Annotated in this window: 17 protein-coding genes; 15 read left to right on the top strand and 2 right to left on the bottom strand. The window is 67.5% G+C overall.

All coding sequences use genetic code 11. The features are described from left to right. Positions 1-1,697 precede the first annotated feature (1,697 nt). Entirely contained in the window at positions 1,698-2,792 is a 1,095-nt protein-coding gene (locus tag F1599_RS04185) for a replication protein RepA (RefSeq protein ID WP_053823267.1), read from the top strand. 138 nt (positions 2,793-2,930) lie between these two features. Here F1599_RS04185 and F1599_RS04180 read toward each other — a convergent pair whose 3' ends face one another. Next, positions 2,931-3,134 carry a cold-shock protein gene (locus F1599_RS04180; RefSeq protein WP_006576252.1) on the bottom strand — a complete coding sequence of 68 codons (204 nt, stop codon included), beginning with the start codon at positions 3,132-3,134 and terminating at the stop codon, positions 2,931-2,933. A gap of 362 nt (positions 3,135-3,496) precedes the next feature. On the opposite strand from F1599_RS04180, the gene F1599_RS04175 reads away from it, so the two are divergent. Continuing rightward, the gene (locus F1599_RS04175; protein WP_149318590.1) at positions 3,497-4,153 is read left to right on the top strand and encodes a ParA family protein; all 657 of its coding nucleotides are present in this window, start codon (positions 3,497-3,499) and stop codon (positions 4,151-4,153) included. A 5-nt stretch (positions 4,154-4,158) separates the two neighbouring features. Beyond that, a complete protein-coding gene (locus F1599_RS04170; RefSeq protein WP_149318589.1) occupies positions 4,159-5,172 on the top strand; it encodes a ParB/RepB/Spo0J family partition protein in 1,014 nt (337 codons plus the stop codon). 60 nt (positions 5,173-5,232) lie between these two features. Here F1599_RS04170 and F1599_RS04165 read toward each other — a convergent pair whose 3' ends face one another. After that, positions 5,233-6,972 carry a phage integrase family protein gene (locus F1599_RS04165; protein WP_150082291.1) on the bottom strand — a complete coding sequence of 580 codons (1,740 nt, stop codon included), beginning with the start codon at positions 6,970-6,972 and terminating at the stop codon, positions 5,233-5,235. A 590-nt stretch (positions 6,973-7,562) separates the two neighbouring features. On the opposite strand from F1599_RS04165, the gene F1599_RS04160 reads away from it, so the two are divergent. The 12 genes from F1599_RS04160 to F1599_RS04105 form a co-directional block, all read left to right on the top strand. Further along, positions 7,563-8,420, top strand: a complete 858-nt coding sequence (locus F1599_RS04160) for a response regulator transcription factor (RefSeq protein WP_149318587.1) — start codon at positions 7,563-7,565, stop codon at positions 8,418-8,420. A 159-nt stretch (positions 8,421-8,579) separates the two neighbouring features. After that, a complete protein-coding gene (locus F1599_RS04155) occupies positions 8,580-9,053 on the top strand; it encodes a response regulator transcription factor (RefSeq protein ID WP_187829213.1) in 474 nt (157 codons plus the stop codon). 99 nt (positions 9,054-9,152) lie between these two features. After that, entirely contained in the window at positions 9,153-9,461 is a 309-nt protein-coding gene (locus tag F1599_RS04150) for a hypothetical protein (RefSeq protein ID WP_150082290.1), read from the top strand. A gap of 440 nt (positions 9,462-9,901) precedes the next feature. Then, entirely contained in the window at positions 9,902-10,609 is a 708-nt protein-coding gene (locus F1599_RS04145) for a phosphatase PAP2 family protein (protein WP_150082289.1), read from the top strand. A 109-nt stretch (positions 10,610-10,718) separates the two neighbouring features. Then, positions 10,719-12,131 (top strand): undecaprenyl-phosphate glucose phosphotransferase, encoded by a 1,413-nt coding sequence (locus F1599_RS04140; protein ID WP_149318584.1) that lies wholly within the window; start codon positions 10,719-10,721, stop codon positions 12,129-12,131. Between the two features lie 107 nt (positions 12,132-12,238). Next, positions 12,239-12,490, top strand: a complete 252-nt coding sequence (locus F1599_RS04135) for an acyl carrier protein (protein ID WP_149318583.1) — start codon at positions 12,239-12,241, stop codon at positions 12,488-12,490. Continuing rightward, entirely contained in the window at positions 12,487-13,722 is a 1,236-nt protein-coding gene (locus tag F1599_RS04130) for an acyl-CoA dehydrogenase family protein (protein ID WP_150082288.1), read from the top strand. Before F1599_RS04135 ends, F1599_RS04130 begins: the two co-directional genes overlap by 4 nt. Before the next feature lie 11 nt (positions 13,723-13,733). Then, a complete protein-coding gene (locus F1599_RS04125; protein WP_150082287.1) occupies positions 13,734-14,747 on the top strand; it encodes an amino acid--[acyl-carrier-protein] ligase in 1,014 nt (337 codons plus the stop codon). Beyond that, positions 14,740-15,732, top strand: coding sequence for a DUF1839 family protein (locus F1599_RS04120; protein WP_187829212.1), 993 nt, complete (start codon positions 14,740-14,742; stop codon positions 15,730-15,732). The genes F1599_RS04125 and F1599_RS04120 overlap by 8 nt, the downstream gene beginning before the upstream one ends. A gap of 79 nt (positions 15,733-15,811) precedes the next feature. Next, on the top strand, positions 15,812-18,619 hold the full coding sequence (locus F1599_RS04115) for a glycoside hydrolase family 2 protein (RefSeq protein ID WP_150082286.1): 2,808 nt from the start codon (positions 15,812-15,814) through the stop codon (positions 18,617-18,619). 306 nt (positions 18,620-18,925) lie between these two features. Further along, positions 18,926-19,648 carry a Crp/Fnr family transcriptional regulator gene (locus F1599_RS04110; protein WP_006577453.1) on the top strand — a complete coding sequence of 241 codons (723 nt, stop codon included), beginning with the start codon at positions 18,926-18,928 and terminating at the stop codon, positions 19,646-19,648. 27 nt (positions 19,649-19,675) lie between these two features. After that, positions 19,676-21,172, top strand: a 1,497-nt coding sequence (locus F1599_RS04105) for a GNVR domain-containing protein (RefSeq protein ID WP_263363985.1), incomplete at its 3' end; no start/stop codon positions are given.

Below are 21,172 nucleotides of genomic sequence, written 5' to 3'. Positions count from 1 at the left end.
TCCTTCCCTCGCTCCTTCCCTCGCTCCTTCCCTCGCTCCTTCCCTCGCTCCTTCCCTGGCTCCTTCCCTGGCTCCTTCCCTGGCTCCTTCCCTGGCTCCTTCACTGGCTCCTTCACTGGCTCCTTCACTGGCTCCTTCACTGGCTCCTTCACTGGCTCCTTCCCTGGCTCCTTCACTGGCCCTTCACTGGCCCTTCACTGGCCCTTCACTCGCCCCTTCACTCGCCCCGTCCTCCGCCCCTCCTCCTCGCCCCCCGTCCGCTCGACCCTTTCCCCTCGGCTCTCCCCCCTCCGCCGCGCCTTTGCTCAGGTCCTCCCCTTGGTTGCCCGCGCGCCAGAACAGTTTGGCGCACCGCCATCAGCCGGGCCTCACCACGCAGAAACGGGTACGGGCAGCGCGGATTGCCGTCCGCAGAATCGGGTACGGATTGGCATCGCTGGCCCTTTTCGGACTGCCGACAGCCGCAGAAACGGGTACGCCATGGCCCACCCCACAAGGATTTCGGCACGCAGAAACAGGTACGGATAGGCCGGCACTGAAGGCCGATCCGCGGTCCGCGCACGGGTCGCGTCCGCAGAATCGGGTACGGTTTGCCGGTTTTTTTGTCGCGACGCAGAAACGGGTACGTTTTCCCGGGTGCATCCCCTCGGGATCAATGCGGCACCGTTTCCCGCAGAAACAGGTACGCGGATCGCGCCGGTCGGACACGTACCAGACGCGCAGAAATGGGTACGGCCGTCTGGCAGTCCTCCGGCGATTTCTTCTGCGAGATCCGACCTCCGACGCAGAAACGGGTACGCCCTCAGGCATTGGCAACGTTTCCGGCCGGCAGACGTTTGGAAGCGCTCGCTTTTAACAGGATGTACGTATACGTGGGCCTTTGCCGTGAGCGGCGCGGCTTCACGGCCTGGAAGCTGCGCAGAAACAGGTACGCTCGTCGCTCCACCGATGCCCCATCGCGTACGCAGAAGTAGGTACGCTTTGCGGAGGCCGCTCACCCGCCTGTCGCTCGCAGAACTGGGTACGCCGCAGAAACGGGTACGCACTTCCCCCAATTAGTCCCACGCATCTTCACGCAGAAACGGGTACGGCCACGCCGGGATGCGTGCAATACCGGGTCCAATGCGCTTTATGAGGCGCTTTCCAGTCTTTTCGATCCCCACCGGCACGCCGATACGGCGCAGAAACGGGTACGCACCGGGCCCGCGGCCGCTGTGGATAAGCCTGTGCAATGCCGAAGTTATCCCCGCAGAAAGCGGTTCGCCGCTTTCGCTGAAACAGGTTCGGGTATACGCAGATTCGGGTTCGACGCTCCGCAGAATCGAGTACGCTGCGGCGCAGAATCGGGTACGAAGGGGGTCGGTTTACGTTTACGGTTCAACGGCTTAGGCGCCCGTATACGGTTTACGAGTAGTTAACCGTAAAGGTATGTATTGCTTGTAGTGGATGACCGCGCGGAAGTGGACAACCCTGCCGGGTTGCCCCCTGCCGCACGGCATGCGAGCTGGCAAGAGAGAGATATCGGCACAGAGCCAAGGGCTGACCAGGCCGGCGCGAAGCCGCTGCGAACGCGGGGTATACCCGGCCAGATTTCGCCACACGACGGGGTATACGCCCGAATCTCCGAACGTACCCGTTTCTGCGTGACAAGGGTGGCGGCATCAAGTAAAAAGGCGGGTAATTCGAAGCACGCCGATATGCCGATCAAACGTTCCCTGGCCACCCCGGACGACCGCACCGTCACTGACGTGGAAACCGGTCCCTCGCGCATCATCGTTCCCGGCAACGATGCGCCGTTGGTTCCGTCCGAAAAATTTCAGCGGCTGTTCGACGAAGCGCAAGCCATGGAGCGCGAAGACGCCTGGCAAAGTGGCGAGGTCGGCTTTCTGAGCCGCGCCAGTGTGCAGGTCACGCTTCCCTACCGGGCGCCGAAGGGCGCGCCGCCCGTCTGGACCCGGACCAGCGGCAACATCTCGCTGATGATCCAGCCCGGTTACTTCACGCAGCAGCGTTCCGAGCGCGCCAGCAACGGCCGCCAGAAGCTGGTGTCGGAAACGGTCTCGCTCGGGTATCCCTATGGCTCCTATCCGCGGCTGATGCTGGCCTGGATCGGCAAGGAGATCATGGCGAAGAAGAAGCGGGGCGAGTTTACCGGCACCGTGGACGACCGCCGCATCTCGCTGGGCAACTCGCTGTCCGAGTTCATGTACAACCTCGGCATCCCGATGGCCACGGGCGGCAAGCGCGGCACCATGACGCTGGTGCGCCAGCAGATGATCCGCCTGTTCTCCGCGACCATTGCGATCGTCCAGAACAAATCGGCGCCGACGCAGAACCAGACCAACAACCACGAGCCGATGTCGATCGATCGGGTCGGCTACCTGCTGGCAGATCAGCTGTCGACCTGGTGGGATCCGATGCAGCCGGGCCAGGGCTCGATGTTCGAAAGCTTTGTCGTGCTGTCGGAGCCGTTCTTCAACGAGCTGGTCAATCGCCCGGTGCCGGTCGATATGCGTGCGCTGAAGGCGCTGAAGCAGTCGCCGTTCGCGCTGGACGTCTATTCCTGGCTGACCTACCGCTTCTTCACCATCCAGCGGCGCACCGAGATCCCATGGGAAGCGCTGCAGATGCAGTTCGGTACCGAGACCGAGAGCGAGCGCAAGTTCCGCGCGTTGTTCCGCAAGGCGTTGAAGGACGTGCTGGTGGTGTATCCGGACGCCAAGGTCGACGCCGACTCGTCGAAGGCGCTGATTCTGCAGCCCTCGCGTACCAGCGTGCGCAAGCTGGCCTGAGCGACTGTCCTTGCAGGAACGCGCCGGGGCCCCTTCGCCTCGGCAATATTGGGCGCGGCAATAAAAAAAGCAGGTGTTGAACACCTGCTTTTTTGCTGGCTCCCGACGAGTGCCGTGAACCAGCGGCGACGCGGGCAATCAGGCCGGTTTGATGCCGGAAGCTTGCTTGCCCTTCGGACCTTCCTTGACTTCGAAGGTCACTCGCTGGCCGTCCTTCAGCGTCTTGAATCCAGTGCCCTGGATTTCCGAGAAATGGGCGAACAAGTCCGCGCCACCATCGTCCGGGGTAATGAAGCCGAACCCCTTGGTTTCGTTGAACCACTTAACCGTACCGGTTGCCATGTGAGTTTCCTTTCGACGCAAGTTCTTTGTACACGACGCAAACAACCGTTCAAGCACGTTGATTTCTCGCAGATACCGAACGGAAGCCGACGAGGGTGACACGACTTGACGCGACTGTGTTGGGCATCATATCCAGTTTGTCTAACCGTGTCATGTGCGGCGTACAACGCACAACCTCTAATGTAGGCCGATTCTCGACCGATTTTCAAGCACAACTTTTGAAGAAACTTGTGCGCCTTTTTGGCTTCCGGGCTGTAACGAATTCGTGTAATTGAAGAAATCGGTTGATAGCACCAAGGCGATTGACTAAAGTTTCGCCTACAGTCAAACCGCGCTTTCAGCGCTGAAAGAGAGAGGCCCCGGTGGCAGCGAAAATCATCACGGTGTTCAATCAGAAGGGCGGCTGCGGCAAGACAACGGTCAGCATGCATCTCGCGGGAACGCTGGGTTTGCGCGGCGCGCGCGCAATGCTGGTCGATATGGACGAGCAGGGAACCGCGACGCGTTGGGCGGCGCAAGCCTCGGACGAGCGCCCGTTCCCCGCTTCCGTCATTGGTTTGGCGGCCTCCGGCGGTGCGATGCACCGCGAAGTGCGCAAGTTCGTCCAGGACTACGACTATATCGTCGTCGACTGTCCGCCCGCAGTGCACTCCGCAGCGCCGTCCAGCGCCCTGCTGATCTCCGATCTGGCAGTGATCCCGGTTGTCCCATCGCCCCCGGATCTGTGGGCGGCGGTGGCGGCCAAGACCCTCGCGCAGCACGCGCAGGTCCAGAACGAAACATTGACCGTCCGCGTGATGGCCAATATGGTGCAACGCCGCGTTTCCATCGCGCGCCAGGCTATCGAAATCCTGGGCGATGACGGCGACTTTCCCCTGCTCCAATCGATGATCGGCTCGCGCTCGGCGTTCCGTGAGTGCCAGGCCATCGGTTGTACCGTGCACGGCGTACCCGGCGCACGCGAGGCGGTGCAGGAAGTCGACATCATGGTGGACGAGGTGTTGTCCCTGATCGAGTAAAGAGAATGGCAACGAAGATGAAGAATCTGCGGGCCGGCATGCTGGCCGGCATGGCGGCGGAAAAGAGCCGCGCCGACACGCTGGACCGCTTCGCGCGCGCGGAAGCGGCGATCGCCAAGCATCCGCACGGCCTGTTGCAGGCAAAGGGCGCCGAAACACCGCCCACTTTCAGCGCTGAAAACGAGGAGCGTTCGGGAGACGGCCGCGTCCTCAAGCGCATCCCGCTGGCGCAATTGCACGACAACCCGCTCAACGCGCGCCGGATTTACGATCCCGCCGTCGTCCAGGAGCGCGCCGCGTCGATCGCGACCCACGGCCAGAAGACGCCGGGTCTCGCGGCGCCAGATCCGTCCCGTCCCGGCCATTACATCCTGATCGACGGCCACTACCGCAAACGCGCGCTCGCGGCGGCCGGCAAGCTCGAGATGGAGTGCTTCGTCGAGAGCGACCTCAGCGACCTCGACTTCTACCGCCTATCCTTCCTGCTGAACGAACAGCGCTCGGACCAGTCGGCGCTAGACAATGCGATCGCGTGGCGCCAGTTGCTGGACGAGGGCAAGGTTGCCAAGGAAGAAGATATTTGCGAGCTGACCGGCATGTCGGCCGGCACGGTCAACAAGACGCTGGCGCTGCTGAAACTGCCCGAGTCCGTGCTGATGGTGATGCGCGAGCGTCCCAGCGCGATCGGCATCGCGGCCGGCTATGAGCTGACGCTGTACTACAAGCTGGCGGGCGAGGAGCGCACCCGCGAGTTGGCGATGCGCATCATGAACGACGGCCTGTCGAGCCGCGAAGTCGAGGCGATTCGCAAGCAGGCGCAAGAGGGCAAGGCGCGCAAGGTCAAGGAAATCAGCCGCCAGTACAAGATCCGCACCAGCGGCGGCGAGCTGCTGGGGACGATCAAGGAATGGGACTCGGGCCGTGTCGTGCTCGACGTCCAGCTGACCGATCGCGATGCCCGCGAAGCGCTGCTGGAAGCCCTGAAGGCGCGCTTCGGCCTGGACAAATCGCTGCTGTAGCAGCCTGCACGGGCGGCGCGCCGGTGGGCCATGAAGATGGTCCGCCCGCGCAGCACGCCATCACGGCTGCCCGGCGTGCCGCCGCACCAGCATGCGCGGCGTGAATCGGAGGTCGCGATGCTCGGCATGCTCGGGCAGCGCAACGAAATCCCGCCACGCCGCGCGAAGCAGCCGGTCCAGGCCGCTGGGGGAATAACCGGCAAGCGGCTGACTGGCCCGTTTGGCCTGGCCTCGCGACGTCGGCGGCAACATCAGCGGACCCAACAACGGCGCGGCGTGGGGTAGCCCGTCCGCCGCCAAACCGCGGTCTGCCCAATGCAGGGAGAGGGCGTTCCAGGCATCGTCGCTGAGCGTGGCGAAGCGCTTCTCGATGCGGCCCGGCTCAGGGTCCGACATCACGATTCCGGACCCACCGCGGTCGAACCGCGGGCGAACCAGACAGCGGCTGCCGTCGCCGAGCCGAAGATGGCCCCCGGTGACCAACACGGCTTCGCCGATCCGCATCCCGCAATCGCCGATCAGATACGCGGCGGCATTGGCCGCCCGCCATATCGGCGTGCCATCCGATCCATCGAGCCAGCGGCGAAATGCGGCCACACTCGTCCCCGCGCCGGCCGCCAGCCCGGGAGCCGTTTCCCGGTGACCGGCCAGCCCAGCCAGACCATCTGCCTGATCGGCTGCCTGATCCTCTAGCTCTCCGTCGGCCTTGTCGCTTGGCCGATCGTCGTGCAATGCCGCCGCCGCAGGCGGTATCGCAAAACCATCGAAGGGATGATGCGCCAGCACGCCGCGTTGGCGCAGCCAGCCGAACAGCGCCCGTATCACCCGCATGGCCGCCTGGCGAGAACTGTCCCGCAAGCCGCCCTCGAACGGCCGCCACGGCATCCGGTCGCGCGGGCCGGCGGGTCCCTGCCAGAATGAGGCCGGTTGCGGATCGGCCAGGAAATCCCAATACGCCGACAGATCTACCGCGTTCATGCCGCGCAAGGGCTGCCGTCGCCGCGCCGCCCACAGGAGCAGCCGTTCCGCCTCGCGCCGGTAGCTGGCCCAGGTGTGGGAGCCGTGCCGCTTGCCCTCCAACCATTGGCGTACCAACTGCAACTCCTCGCCAAGAACGGCTCGCCAGTCACCATTAAGTGCTGTACAGAGCATATATTCCAGCGGAACAGGCGCCGCCAGCCGTTCGTCCAACGGTGCCGGCGACATCCGCGGCCGCTGCGATGGCGCGACCAGCGCGCCCACCTGGGGCCCCAACACCGGTCCCCCATCGCTCGCCCGCAGCGTGTCGCGCTGCCGCTCGAGCCAGTGCCGTACCACGTCGGCCGACTTGGCGCCCAAGCGCGGCACCCCGCGCCACCAGGCGGCGCCGCGCCGGTTGACCCGCTCCACCAGGTCGCCGATGCGTTCGATGCCGCCCGCCGCGAGGCGGCGTGACAGGCTCGGTCCGAACCACAACGACACCGCGTGATCGAGCGCCGGCCGCCCCGGCGACAAGCGCTCCAACGACGACAGCGCGTCGACGCGCCGGTCCATCGCGACATTCGAGCGACCCTTGAGCGAGTCGAACATCGCCGCGATATCCGGCCGGTTGTTCTGCAGCGCGAACTGGACCAGCCGATCGCGCAGCCGCAGGATGCGCTGCACCGCCTGATGCTCGGTCAGCGCCTCCTCTTCGTCCGGGTCGAGCAGATAGCGGTTGGCGATATCGACCGCGGCCATGCCCTGGGCATACGCGCGTACCACGGCGAATTCGGTCCGGGTCAGTTTCGAGGGATCCAGCGTGTCGTCCCGCACAGACATCGGCAATCGCCCTTAAGTGATTGATTGATAACGACTTTGAGCAGACGAGTAGCGCAACCTGCCCAAATTGCTACCCGAAGTGTAATGTAAATTATTTTCTCGGCACAGCGTCCGAAAGGTCTACCCGTGCCAGCAGAGCATGGCGAAAAATCGCCGCGAACATCGCCTGAAACATTGACCGGACATCGGTCGAATACCGCCCAAACATCGGTCCGAACCCTAAGAACGCGGCCGCTTTGCGATTGACGTAAGGGAAAATCCTTACCCCGCCTCCAGCCTTGTGCTGCGTACGCATTCGCACAAAAGCGACTTACCCACCATCTGGCAAGCCTTGCTTTCCTGTTTTCGCATGCATATGCTGGACCGCAGAATAAGTGAAAGTTAAGTCTGTCTTTAGAGGGATCGAAAGCGTGCAAACACGCAAACGGGGCGATTGCATCACGCTTGACGGGAAGGGACGGCCGCGCTGAACGCCGCGCCGAACAGAAGCGGGATGGATCGTAGGGAGGGGCAGGGGCAACATAGCACCGCACTTCCGATCACACGGGCGACCGTCGCGGCGCACGTGTCGCAACAAGAACGAGAGCGGCATGGCCACCATTCTGTTGATCGAGCCTCATCCATTACTGCGATTGGGCCTGCGCCAGTTGCTGGCGCAATCCGAGCTTCCCGTCCACGTCATCGATGTCGAACCGGCCGCGCTGCCGTCGCCCGACGACGCCCGCCTGCGCGACGCCGACCTGCTGATCTACGGCTGGCACGACGATGGCAGCGGCACCTGGCAAGCGATGGAGGACGTGTGCCGCTATCTGGCGCCGCAGCGCGTGCTGGTGCTGGCCGATGGCCTGCCCGCCGCAATGGCGCAGGAATCCGTGCCCCCGATGGTGGCGGGCCTGCTGTCGAAGAACTGCTGCGCCGAGGTGCTCGACGCCGCCATCCGCCTGGTGCTGGCCGGCGGCGAGTGCTTTCCCGCGCTGGTCCACGCCCAGCCGACGCGGCAAACGGGGCTGTCCGGCCTGCAGAACACCGGCGGCAGGGAAGGGACGGCCACCCGGCCGGATGAACCGATCGAGTCGACCCGCGCCGTTCCCGGCTGGTCCGCGGACATCGCCATCCGCACCGCACCGCTGATCCAGCCCGATATCGAAACACCGTCGTTCGGCTCGCATCTGCTCAATATCACCGAGCGGCAATACGAGGTGCTGGCACTGCTGGCACGCGGCTACCCGATCAAGACGGTCAGCCGCGTGCTCAATATCTCGGTGGCCACCGCCAAGACCCACGCCTGCACGCTGTACCACCGCCTGCATGTGCGCAACAAGGGCGAGGCCGTCTACGAAGCGCTGCGGCGCGGCGCCAAGCTGAACTGGCCTGGACCCTCGACGCTGGGCGCGGTGCCGTTGCACGTCGACGCCATGCGATTGCCGGCGGTCTGCCAGGCGGCCTGAGTTGCAAGGCGCCGGTCACGGTGGCATGTGCTTGCGCGAACTCATCCTTTCGGCTGAGGGACTTCATTCCAATGGTCGAGGCGGCCCGGGAGGCGGCTTGCTAGGCTTATGGACATGCACGCCGGCAGTCACCTCGCCCCCCTGAGCTCGCCCGAGTCGATGACGACCCTTCTTCTGGCCAACAACGCGATCATGCTGCGCGCGCTGTCGCGCCACCTCGGCAAGCGTCAGGCCTCCTGCCCGTTGACCTTGCAGTCGCCGGAATGGCTGCTGCACGCATCCTCGGCCCAATTGCCCAAACAGCCCGTCGATTTCGCGCTGCTCGATTGCAGCAGCAGCGACGCGGATGCCGGCGCGCTGATCGACGCCTTGTGCCAGCGCATCGCGCCGCGCCGGTGGCTGCTGATCGCCAGGCCAGGCGCCACGGCGCTGACGCAGCGCGCCGCCCGGCTCGGGGCCGGCGGCTGCCTGCTGGCACCGGCTTCGCCCGACCTGCTTTCCGCGGCGGTGGCGCTGGTCGCCGCCGGCGGCCAATGCTTTCCGCGCGCCAGCATGGCGTGGCTGATGGCGCCTGCTCCCTCTCCCGCTGCGACCTCCAACTTTCTGCGCCCTGGTTCTACGGCAAGCGGCTGATGGTCGTCCACCGGCGATGCGGCCTATGCTGGCACTACGCTGCTGGCGTAGCCGGACCCGGGATCAGAAGGTCCGCCGCCGGCAGGAGCGGGGGGTCATATGAATGGAGGAGCGGCGGTCCTGATCGTGCGCGGCTTTGCCGTGCCGGAGGGCCGCAACAAGTGGGCGTGTTGTTATGAGATCCGGCTGGCGTCGGCATGCGATGGGCCGCTGGTCCATCGCGGCGAACTGCATGGCCGCGCGTTCTGCAGCGAGGATGCCGCGGTAATCGCGGCCCGCGAAGCCGGCGAGCGCGAAGCGCGGCGGCGCATTGCCGCGGGACTGGCGACATCGTTCCTGTCGGTGGCGCCCGGCACGTGCGCGGGCGATGGCCGCGACATCAGGACGCCGCGGCCGGACGATCGGTAAGCGATAGAGCCAGGCGAACGAACACGAAGGGGGGAAATAAGGCGCGTGCTCGGGGGAGCCGCATGTCGGATGACGAATCGAACGACATGCGTACACGCGCGTATCGGCTGCGGCGATCGCCCGGCCGGATCTGCGGACCACGGCGGAGCCGCCGCTCGACAGACGGCACGCCGGGGTCCTTTCTTTTTTGGGAAGAGCGCGGCCGTCGACGACGACCGCAGACGACAACCGCAGACGACGACCGCAACGCAAGGAAGGGGGAAAAAAGAAGCCCGCAGACCGGGGGACCATGCGGGCTCCAAAGTGGCAGGCCGATTCCGCCTGGCCCACCACAAGACTGACGATATCCAATCGATCTTGCGACTTCCATCAACCAAAAGGACCAAAAGCCCACGGTCGCGCCGCGGCGGCGCGGGGCATTCCGCGGGGCATTCGACACCATGTGGCACTGGCACTTGATTTCGCGCTTCGGCGACGCCGCGCTGCTGCTGCCGTGCGCCGCGCTGTTGCTGCTGTCGCTGTGCCATCGCGGCGAATGGCGCGCGGCGCGCGACTGGTGCCTGGCGTTCGCCGCCGCCGCCGGACTGACGCTTGCATCGAAGCTGGCCTTTATCGGCTGGGGCATCGGCGTGCCGGCGCTGGACTTCACCGGTTTCTCGGGCCACAGCATGATGGCGGCGAGCGTGCTGCCGGTGCTGCTGCATCGGCTCGCACCGGGACGGCGGCCGCGCCTCGGGTGGATCGCGGCAACGCTCGGCGCATCGCTGGCGCTGCTGGTGGGCTATTCGCGTTTGCCGCTGGGCGCGCATTCGCTCAGCGAAGTGGTGGGCGGACTGGCGCTGGGATTTGCCGTCAGCGGCGGCTATCTGCTGGCCACCGCGCCGCGGCGGCGCCAGCGGCGGCCACCGCGGTGGCGTCGATCGCGGCGCGCGCCGCTGCTGCTGCTGATCGGCGCCTTGCTGCTCGGGGTGCCGGCATCGGGCGCGCATGCGCCGACCGAGCAGTGGATCGAACAGATCGCGCTGTATCTGTCCGGCCGCGCGCGACCGTTTCAACGCGAGGATTGGCAGCGGCGCGAAGCGGCGACGATCGCGCCTCCGGCCGCGTCCACCTTCCCGTCTACCGCGCCGTCTTCCTCGCCCGTATAGCAGCCCCACCTGTGTGGGGGACCCAACAGACCCCACGCCGACCCGAGCGCGACGATGTTCCCGATATGCCGACGCACGGCATCGAACACGGCAGCAAGGGGAGAGGGTCATGGCAACGGCAAGCGCGCAGGCGATCGTCGAGCGGCAGACGGCGCTGCAACTGCTGTATCGGGTCTCGGATGCGTTGACGGTGGGCATCTGCGGCATCCTGGTCGGCGAATTCTGGTTTCCCGAGGGCGGTCTGGCATCGGCGGCGCCGATACATGGCTTCCTGACCGCGTTCTGCGCGGTCGCCACGCTGATCGTGTTCCCCGCCTGCGGGCTCTACGAATCGTGGCGCGGCCGCAGCCGCGCCGCACTGGGCGTGCGCACGCTGGCGGCATGGAGCCTGGTCGCGGTCAGCGGCCTGGTGCTGGCCTACCTGATGCATCAGATCGGCGCGGTGTCGCGCTTGTGGTCGACCACCTGGTTCGGCGCCGTCTCGCTGGCGCTGATCGGCTCGAGGCTGGTGCTGTACCAGCTGCTGGGCAATGTGCGGCAGCAGGGCATCAACGCCAAGCGCGTGCTGATCTTCGGCTACGGCCCGCTCGGCAACGAGATGTACCGGCGCGTGCATCGCATCCGCGAGGCCGGCTATCACGTGGTCGGCATCTACTGCGACCACGACGACGACACGCTGCCGTCCGGCGTGCCGATCCTGCGCGAAATGAGCGACGTCACGCGCTTCGTGCGCAGCCAGGACGTGCGCGAGATCTGGCTGACGCTGCCGATGGCGGCGTGCCGCGATCTGTGCGACGTGGTATACCAGTTCCGCAACGACCTGGTCGACATCCGCTGGGTGCCCGACATCATGTCGGTCGAGCTGCTGGGCCACCGCTTCAGCGAATTCCTCGGCCTGCCGGTGATCGACCTGAACAGTCCGCCCGATTCGCGCATCACGGGCCTGCTCAAGGCAAGCTTCGATCGCGTGTTCGCCGCGGTGGCGCTGCTGGGCATGTCGCCTCTGCTGGTCGCCATCGCAATCGGGGTCAAGCTGTCCTCCCCGGGCCCGGTGCTGTTCCGGCAGAAGCGCCTGGGCATCGACGGCAAGCCCTTCGACGTCTTCAAGTTCCGCACCATGGTGGTCCACCAGGACCGCGGTGTCACGCAGGCGGTGCGCAACGATCCGCGTGTGACCCGCATCGGCGCCTTCCTGCGCCGTACCAGCCTCGATGAGCTGCCGCAGTTCTTCAACGTGCTGCGCGGCGAGATGTCGGTGGTGGGCCCGCGCCCGCACGCGCTCGAACACAACGAGATGTACAAGGAGCTGATCGACCGCTACATGCTGCGCCATCGCGTCAAGCCCGGCATCACCGGCTGGGCGCAGATCAACGGCCTGCGCGGGCAGACCGACACGGTCGAGAAGATGCGCGCGCGCATCGAGTTCGATATCTATTACATCCGCAACTGGTCCTTCCAGCTGGACCTGCGGATCATCGCGCGTACCGCGCTGCATGGCTGGACCGGCAAGAGCGCGTTCTGAAAGAGTTCCGGCCCACGGCTGTGGCGAACGTGCGTTGGCAAGCGCACGGTGCCGGCGGGTACGGTCGAGCCAAATGGGGCATACCAAGACCCCAGCGGGAGGAGACCATGAAAGCCACCATACGCACGATCCTGGCGGAGGTGGGCCGGCTCGAGGTGCCAGCGGACACGCTGGACGATCACGCCGACCTCTATGAAGCCGGGCTGTCGTCGCTCGCCACGGTGCACGTGATGCTGGCCATCGAGAACGCCTTCGATATCGAGATTCCGGACCGCATGTTGACGCGCCAGCTGTTTCGCAGCATCCAGTCACTGGCCGACGCGATCGTGTATCTGCGCCAGCAGCAGGAGGCAGCATGAACGCGTTCACGGCGCAGGCGGTGCAGCCCCGCCCGCACGATGCCGGCACCGATGCGGCGCATGTCGATCCGCCGGACACGGCGCATCCACCGCGGGACATGCTGGCTGCCGCGCGCGAGGTGGTGCCGCCGGCGACGGCGCAGGCCGATCGCGTGGACCGCGAGGCGGCGTTCCCCGAGGCCGCCTTTGCCGCGTTGCGCGAGCGCGGCCTGCTCGGTGCGATGGTGCCGGTGGAACTCGGTGGCGGCGGCGCGTCGCTCGAAACCATCGCGGCGATCTGCCGCGTGCTCGGCGGCGCGTGCGCGGCCACTGGCATGATCTACGCGATGCATCAGATCCAGGTCGCCTGCCTGGTCGCGCATGCGCGCGGCAGTATCTGGCACGAGCGCCTGCTTGCGCGCATCGCCGGCGAGCAGCTGCTGCTGGCCTCGGCCACCTCGGAGCAGTCGATCGGCGGCGCGCTGCGCACCAGCGGCTGTGCGGTGGCCACCGACGGTGGACGCTTTCATCTGGTCAAGATGGCGCCGACCATTTCGTACGGCGCGCAGGCCGACGTGATCCTCGCCACCGCGCGCCGCCATGCGGAGGCCCCGCAGTCCGACCAGGTATTGGTCTGCGTGCTCGACGGCGACTGCACGCTGCAATGCACGAGCGGCTGGGACACGCTGGGCATGCGCGGCACCTGCAGCAACGGCTTCCGGCTGGAGGCGCGCGGCGCCTGCGAGCAGATCGTGCCGGTGCCGTTCGGCGAGATCGCCGACGCGACCATGACGCCGGTGTCGCACATGCTGTGGAGCGCGCTGTGGACCGGCATCGCCGCCGACGCGGTACAGCGCGCCAAGGCCTTCTTCCAGGGGCAGGCGCGCTCGCGGCCCGGCACGCTGCCGCCGTCGGCCACGCGGCTGGCGGAGGCGGCGGCGATGATCGACACGATGGAGGCGCGCGTGCAGATGGCGCTCGCGCATTACCGCCAGCACACACCGGGCCGATCCGTCTCCGCGGACTTTGCCTTTGCCGCCGAAATGAACGGCCTGAAGACCAGCGTGTCGGCGCTGGCGCTCGAGGCGGTGCAGATCGCGCTGCTGATCTGCGGCATGGCCGGCTACAAGCAGGGCACGCCGTTCAGCGTCGGCCGCCATCTGCGCGATCTGTGGTCGGCGCCGCTGATGATCAGCAACGACCGCATCCTGACCAATACCGCCAGCCTGCTGCTGGCCGAACGTTCGCATTGAGGAGAATCGGCATGGACTACCAGAGCGGCCAGCACGGTGGCGCCGTCGAGCCTGCCGACACCGCGGCGCCGCCGCAGCGCCTGTCACGATCGCCGGAGGAGGCCGCGCTGGCGGCGCAGCGGCGCTTTCGCCAGGCGCTGATCGAGGCCGGCCTGCTGATTCCGACCGGCGTCGATGGCCTGTATGGCCGCAGCGCCGACTTCGAGGCCATTGCCGACGGCCTGAACGCCACCATCGGCGCGCTCGGCGCCGACCAGCAGGCCGAGGTGATGCGCTTTCCGCCGGCGATGGCGCGGCAGGACTTCGAAGCCAGCGAATACCTGAAGAGCTTTCCGCAACTGGCCGGCACCGTGCACAGCTTCTGCGGCAGCGATCGCGATCATCACCGGCTGCTGGCCAGGCTCGATGCCGGCGAGGAATGGGCCGACCAGCAGCGGCCCACGCGCGTGGTGCTGACGCCGGCCGCCTGCTATCCGATCTATCCGGTGATGGCCGCGCGCGGACCGCTGCCGGCGCAGGGCCGAGTCGTCGACGTGCTGTCGTACTGCTTCCGCCATGAGCCCTCGGTTGATCCGGCGCGCATGCAGCTGTTCCGCATGCGCGAGTACGTGCGGCTGGGCACCGCCGAGCAGGTCGCCGCGTTCCGCGCGCAGTGGATCGAGCGGGGCAGCGCGCTGGCGCAGCAGCTGGCCTTGCCCTGGCAGCTCGACCTGGCCAACGACCCGTTCTTCGGCCGCGGCGGCAAGATCGTCGCCGACGGCCAGCGCGAGCAGAAACTGAAGTTCGAACTGTTGATTCCGATTCACGACGACGCCCCGCCCACTGCCTGCATGAGCTTCAACTACCACAAGGACCACTTCGCCGAAGTCTGGCCGCTGCGCACCGCCGACGGCGCGCGCGCCCACACCGGTTGCGTCGGCTTCGGCATCGAGCGGCTGATTCTGGCGCTGCTGCGCCACCATGGTTTTGCGCTGGCACGCTGGCCGAGCCAGGTGCGCGAGCTGCTGGGACTGCGCCATGTATGACGGCACCGGGCGGCTGGCGCCAGCCGTGCATGCCTCGCATGTCCTGCATACCGAGCAGGCGGTCTGGCCGCAGACCAACTGCTACGTCGACCTGTGGATCGAACTGCTGCACGGCTGGCAGCTCGATCCGCTGGCGGCGCTGCCGTTTACCGTCGCGCAGGACTTCGAGGGCGATCAATTCACCTTCTTCAAATACCCGGTCGACGACCTGGAGCGGCTCTATGGCGTGGTGGTGCAGGAGCTCTCGCTCTACGACGCGATGGAGCGCCATGTCGCGACGCAGACCGCGCGCGGCCATGTGGTGCTGCTCGAGGTCGACGGTTATTACCTGCCGGACAATCGCGCCACCTCGTACCGGCGCCAGCACACCAAGACCACCATCGGCATCGACGTGCTGATGCCCGAGGCGCGCGGCGTCGGCTATTACCACAACGACGGCTACCACGTCGCACGCGGCGACGACTATGCGGGGCTGTTCCGCTTGCTGCCCGACCTGCAGGCCGATCCCAATCTGCTGTTCCCGTATGCCGAGGTGGTGCGGCGGCGCTTTCCGCCGCTGTCCGGGCCGATGCTGCTGCGCGCGTCGCTGGCGCTGTTGCGGCGGCATCTGGCGCGGCGACCCCGGCAGAACCCGATCGCGGCGTACCGGCAGGTGTTTCCGCAGCATCTGGACGAACTGGCGGTGCGCGGCGAACCGGCCTTCCACCCGTACGCCTTCAACGTGCTGCGCCAGCTGGGCGCCAACTTCGAGCTGCTGGGCAAGTACCTGCGCTGGCTCAGCCTGCAGGGACAGCCGCTGCCGGCCGCGATCGCCACGGCCTGCCAGCGGCTGGCATCGGAGGCGATGGTGATGCAGTTCCGGCTGATCCGCTCGATCCTCGGCCGCCGGCCCGACGCTTGCCAGGATTGCCTGGACCAGATGGAAGCCTGCTACGAGGCCGCGGTACCGGCGCTTGCCGCCTATGTCGGCGAGGGCGAGCCCTGACGCCGCGGGCGCGCTCGCGACCGCGCCCACGGCCGTAGCGACGACCGCGCCCGATGTGTGCGAACGGATGGCGGCGGCCATGCCGCTGGGCCGGCCGCTGACGCGGCAGCCGCTGGCCGGTCCGTGGCGGATGCTGGAAACCGGGGCCGATGCGATCGCCAGGCCGTCGGAGTTGCCGGGCGACTTGCCGACTGACTTGCCGACTGACTTGCCCGCCGACTTGCCGCCCGACTTGCCGCCCGACTTGCCCGACGCCGTGCCGGGCAATGTGGGCTGGTTGCCGGCGCCGGTCCCTGGCACCGTCGCGCAGGCGCTGCAGGCGGCGGGCCGCTGGTGCGCCGAGGCGCCGCCCGCGCTGCACCAGCGCGACTACTGGTATCGCGTGCCGATCTCCGGCGAGGGCGCCCACTGCCTGCGGCTGCGCGGCCTCGCCACGATCTGCGAGGTGTGGCTCGACGACACCCGCGTGCTCGACAGCCGCTCGATGTTCGTCGAACACGAGATCGCACTGATGCTGTCCGGTGCTCACACGCTGACGCTGTGCTTCCGCTCGCTCGAGCGCGCGCTGCGCGGCCGGCGCGGTCCGGTGCGATGGAAGCCGCGGCTGGTGTCGCTGCCGTCGTTGCGGCATGTCCGTACCACGCTGCTCGGCCATATGCCCGGCTGGTGTCCATCGGTACACGCGGTGGGCCCGTGGCGCGAGATCGATCTGCTGCCGATGCGAGAGCCCGCGCGAGCGCTCGACGCCGCCCGCTGTGAAACGATCGCGCGCCTGGACGGCGACGACGGCATCGTATCGGTGCAGGTGCGCGGCGTCGCTGCGCTCGCGCAAGGGCCGCTGACGGTGATCGTCGACGGCCACGAGGCCGCGCTGACATGCCGGCACGACCCGCTACACGACGCGCAGCACGACCCGCAGCACGGCCCGCAGCACGGCCCACGACACGGCTCACAGCGCAGCCCGCAACACGACCTTGTATGGCACGGCAGCGTACGCGTGCCCCGCGTGCGCAAATGGTGGCCGCACACGCACGGCGAGCCGGTGCTGTACGACGTGATGCTGCGCGCCGGCGCGCAGACGCTGCCGTGTGCGCGCGTCGGCTTCCGGCACGTCGATGTCGACGAGCGCGACGGCGGCTTCGTCGTTCGCGTCAACGGCGTGCCGGTGTTCTGCCGCGGCGCCTGCGTGGCCAGCCTCGATCTGCATGGCCACGCGCCCGATGCGCGGACCTGCGCCGCGTGGCTCGAACAGGCGCGCGACGCCAACATGAACATGATCCGCATCAGCGGCGTGACGTGCTATCAGGGCGAGGCGTTTTACGCGGCCTGCAATGCGATGGGCCTGCTGGTCTGGCAGGACTTCCTGTTTGCCAACTTCGATTATTCGGCCAACGTCGGGCCGAGCGGCGGCATCAACGCAGCGGCCAATGCCGTGACCAATGCCGTGACCAATGCCGGGACTGACGCCGCAACCAACTCCGGGACCAGCGCCCAGGCCGGCTCCGCCGCCGAGCTGCTCGACGACGCACGCCGCGAGGTGCACCAATGGCTGGCCGCGCATGGCCACCATCCGAGCCTGGCCGTGCTGTGCGGCGGCAGCGAGGCGGAACAGCAGGCGGCGATGCTAGGAGCCCCGCGCGAGGCGTGGCGCCAGCCGCTGTTCGACACGGTGATTCCCGACTGCATCGCCGCGCATGGTGTTGCCGTGCCGTATGTCCGCAACTCGCCCAGCGGCGGTGCGTGGCCATTCCAGCCCGATCGCGGCGTCAGCCACTACTACGGCGTCGGCGCCTACCAACGGCCGCTCGACGATGCGCGGCGCGCGCGCGTGCGTTTTGCCGCCGAATGCCTGGCCTTCGCCAACGTGCCATGCGAGCGCACGCTGCGCGAGGCGATGGCCGGCGTCGCGCCGGTGCACGACCCGCGCTGGAAGCGCGCGGTGCCGCGCGATGCCGGTGCGAGCTGGGACTTCGAGGACGTGCGCGACTTCTATCTGCAATCGCTGTACGCCGTCGATCCCGCACGCCTGCGCAGGGAGGATCCGGCGCGCTATCTGCAGTGCTCGCGTGCGGTCGTCGCCGAGCTGATGAGCGAGGTCTTCGCCGAATGGCGCCGCGCGGGCTCCAGCTGCGCCGGAGGACTGGTGTGGCAATGGCAGGACCTGGCCCCGGGCGCCGGCTGGGGCATCGTCGATGCGCTGCGCCGGCCCAAATCCGCCTGGCATGCGCTGCGCCAGGTCTGGCAGCCGCGGCAAGTGCTGCTTACCGACGAAGGGCTGAACGGCGTGCATGTGCACCTGATCAACGAGACCGGGGCCCCGCAGCCGATACGCCTGCAGTTGCGCTGCCTGCGCGACGGACTGACGCCGCTGCTCGACGTGGCACGCGACTTCACGCTGGCGCCGCGCTCGGTGCAATGCGTCAGCGGCGCCGAGCTGGCGGGCGAATTCTTCGACTTCGCCCATGCCTATCGCTTTGGTCCGCGCCTGCATGACGTGGTGCATGCGGCGTGGTTCGACGCCAGTGGCTCGCTCGTCAGCGAAGCCTTCTATCTGCCCGATCGCAGTGCCAACGCGCTCACGCCGCCTGAGCTGCATGCGCAGGTCGAGCGCATCGACGGTCAGTGGTGGCTGACGATATCGGCGCGCCGCTTCGCGCGCTGGGTGCAGATCGACGATGCGAACCTGCAACCGGCAAGCGATTACTTCCATCTCGCACCCGGTGCGAGCCGCCGTGTGCTGCTGCGTGCCGACGAGGGACCACGTGATCGGGAGGGGCACGGCAATGAAGGCGGCGGAGAAGGCCTAAACCGTCTGGCGAACACCGCCATCCCGATGGGTGAGATTCGCGCGCTGAACGCGCCTCGTCCACTTGGCTACGGCGCGTAGCGCATCGTCGCGCAAGCCAATCCCCATCACAACGCGCGCGGGCATCGCCGCTGCGCCGTGCCAAAAGGTTGCACCGCTGTAACGCGGCTCCCTCCCGATTCCCACCTACCGAAGGATGAGCAGGTTTCAGCCGTGCGGCTACTGTTGGGCGTCCCACAGATGGAACTTAATGGAAGCACGCAAGCCGCACCGCGTCGCCGTCACGGTCAGCATCGCTGTCTCGTGGTTGTGACGGACGTCGTCGACGGGTCCTGGTGCGAGGCGGGGGAAAAACAGCAACAAAAAGGACAAGAAGGGAGAACAGAAATGATCGGTCAACGTTCGGATTTGCACGTCAACCACCTGCTGGCCTCGCTGCCGCGCAAGGAGTGGGAGACGCTGTCGGGTCATCTGGAGCTGGTGCGGATGCGCGCGGGACAACTGCTCACCGACTCGGGTCAACGCATCCACCATGTGTACTTTCCCACCACGGCGATCGTGTCGATGCTGTCGCTGCTGGAAAACGGCGCGACGGCCGAGATCGCCGCGATCGGCAACGAGGGCCTGGTCGGCATTCCGGTGCTGACCGGCGGCGACACCATGCCGTGCCGCGTCGAGGTGCGCACGCCCGGCTTTGCCTATCGGCTGTCGGCGGGCACGCTGCGCCAGGAGTTCATGCGCTCGCCGACGATCCAGCGCGCCACGCTGCTGTACGTGCAGGCCGTGCTGACGCAGATCGCGCAGACCGCGGTCTGCAATCGCCATCATTCGCTGAACAAGCAGCTGTGCCGCTGGCTGCTGCTCGCACTCGATCGCATGGCGACCAACGAGCTGGTGATCACGCAGCAGGTCATCGCCAACATGCTCGGCGTGCGCCGCGAGGGCGTGACCGAGGCCGCCGGCAAGCTGGAGGACCTCGGCCTGATCCATCACAGCCGCGGCCATATCACGGTGCTGGATCGTCATGGGCTCGAAGCGCATTCGTGCGAATGCTACAAGCTCGTCAAGCGCGAGTTCGACCGGCTGCTGCCGGCCCTCGCCGAAGCGTGAACTGCGCCAGTGCGTCAGGAGATTGCCGTGGACAGGTTGTCTTTCGCCGGAACGATGCCGGCTCCCAACGTGGTGCCGCAGCGGCCGGCCGGCTATGCGCGTGCGCTGCAGGATCGCGCCGGCCTGCTGGTCGGTGCGACGCTGGCCGGCGCCGCCGTGGCCGGACTGGCCGCGTTGACGGTGCCGCCGCGCTACGAGGCCGCGGCGCTGATCCAGGTCGCGCAGCCTGACGTTGCGGTCGCCGGCGCACCGGGCGCGCCGTCGACTCCCGCGGCCGGCTTCGACGCCAGCATTCTGAAGAGCCGCGCGGTGGCCGCGCCGGTGATCGAGCAGCTCAGGCTCGGCATCACCGCCGAGCCCGTGCGCGCGCCGCTGGTCGGCGCCCTGGCGGCACGCCTGTCCGAGCCGGGACAGGTGCGCGGCGCCTGGCCGCCGGGGATGGGCTATGCATGGGGCGGCGAGCGCATCGCGCTCGATACGCTGGCGGTGCCCGAGCGGCTGCTGAACAAGCCGCTGACGCTGGAGGTGCTCAGCGGCGGCGCGTTTCGCTTGAGCGATGGCAACCGTACGCTGCTCGAAGGCCGAGTCGGCGAGTCGGCGGCGGTCGATGGCGTCGAGGTGCTGATCTCGCGCATCGACGCGCGGCCGGGCACGCGCTTCACGCTGATGCGGCGCGATCCGGTGGCCACGGTCGACGCCGTCGCGAACCAGCTCAAGGTGAGCGAAATGCCGGGCGGCACGGTGCGGCTGTCCTGGCAGAGCGGCGATCGCAAGCAGGCCGCCGATCTGGTCAACGGCATCGCCGATGGCTATATCCGCGGCCAGACCAGCGCGCGGCGCGGCGACGCGGCCGAGTCGCTGGCCTTCCTTGCGGCCGAGCTGCCGCGCGTGCAGGCCGAGCTCGAACGCGCGGAGGCGGCGCTGACGCGTTACCGTTCGCGCTCCGGCTCGATCCAGCCGACGCAGGACGCGCAGTCGTATCTGCAAGGCAGCATGGAGTACCAGCGCCAGATCGCCGCGCTGCGGCTCGAGCGTACCAAGCTGCTGCAGCGCTTCACCACCGATGCCAACGAGGTGAAGACCGTCGACAGCCAGATCCAGCAGCTGATCCGCGAGCGGCGCGAACTCGACGAGCGCATGCAGAACCTGTCGCTGTCCGAGCGCGAATCGGTGGCGCTGACGCGCGACGTCAAGGTGGCCGAGGACATGTACATGACCCTGCGCCGCAAGATCGAACAGCTGTCGCTGGTGCAGGCCGACCGCAGCAGCGCGGTGCGCATCGTCGATGCCGCCGCGGCGTCGACCGTGCCGGTCGGCGTCGGCCCATGGCCGGCGGCGGTAGCCGGCGGCGCGGCCGCGCTGGCGCTGGCGATCGGCGGCGTGATGCTGCGCCGGCGTGTCAAGCCGGTGGTCGCCGATGCCAGCGAGGCGGAGGCGCGCCTGGGCCTGTCGATGCTGGGCGATGTCGCCTTCAGCGACGAGCAGGCGGAGCTCGAACGCCAGGCCGAGCTCGAACGGCGCTTC

The sequence above is a fragment of the Cupriavidus cauae genome (assembly GCF_008632125.1).
GTDB lineage: Bacteria > Pseudomonadota > Gammaproteobacteria > Burkholderiales > Burkholderiaceae > Cupriavidus > Cupriavidus cauae.
The sequence above is the reverse complement of the archived record's forward strand: the minus strand, read 5'-3'. Positions and strand labels throughout refer to the sequence as shown.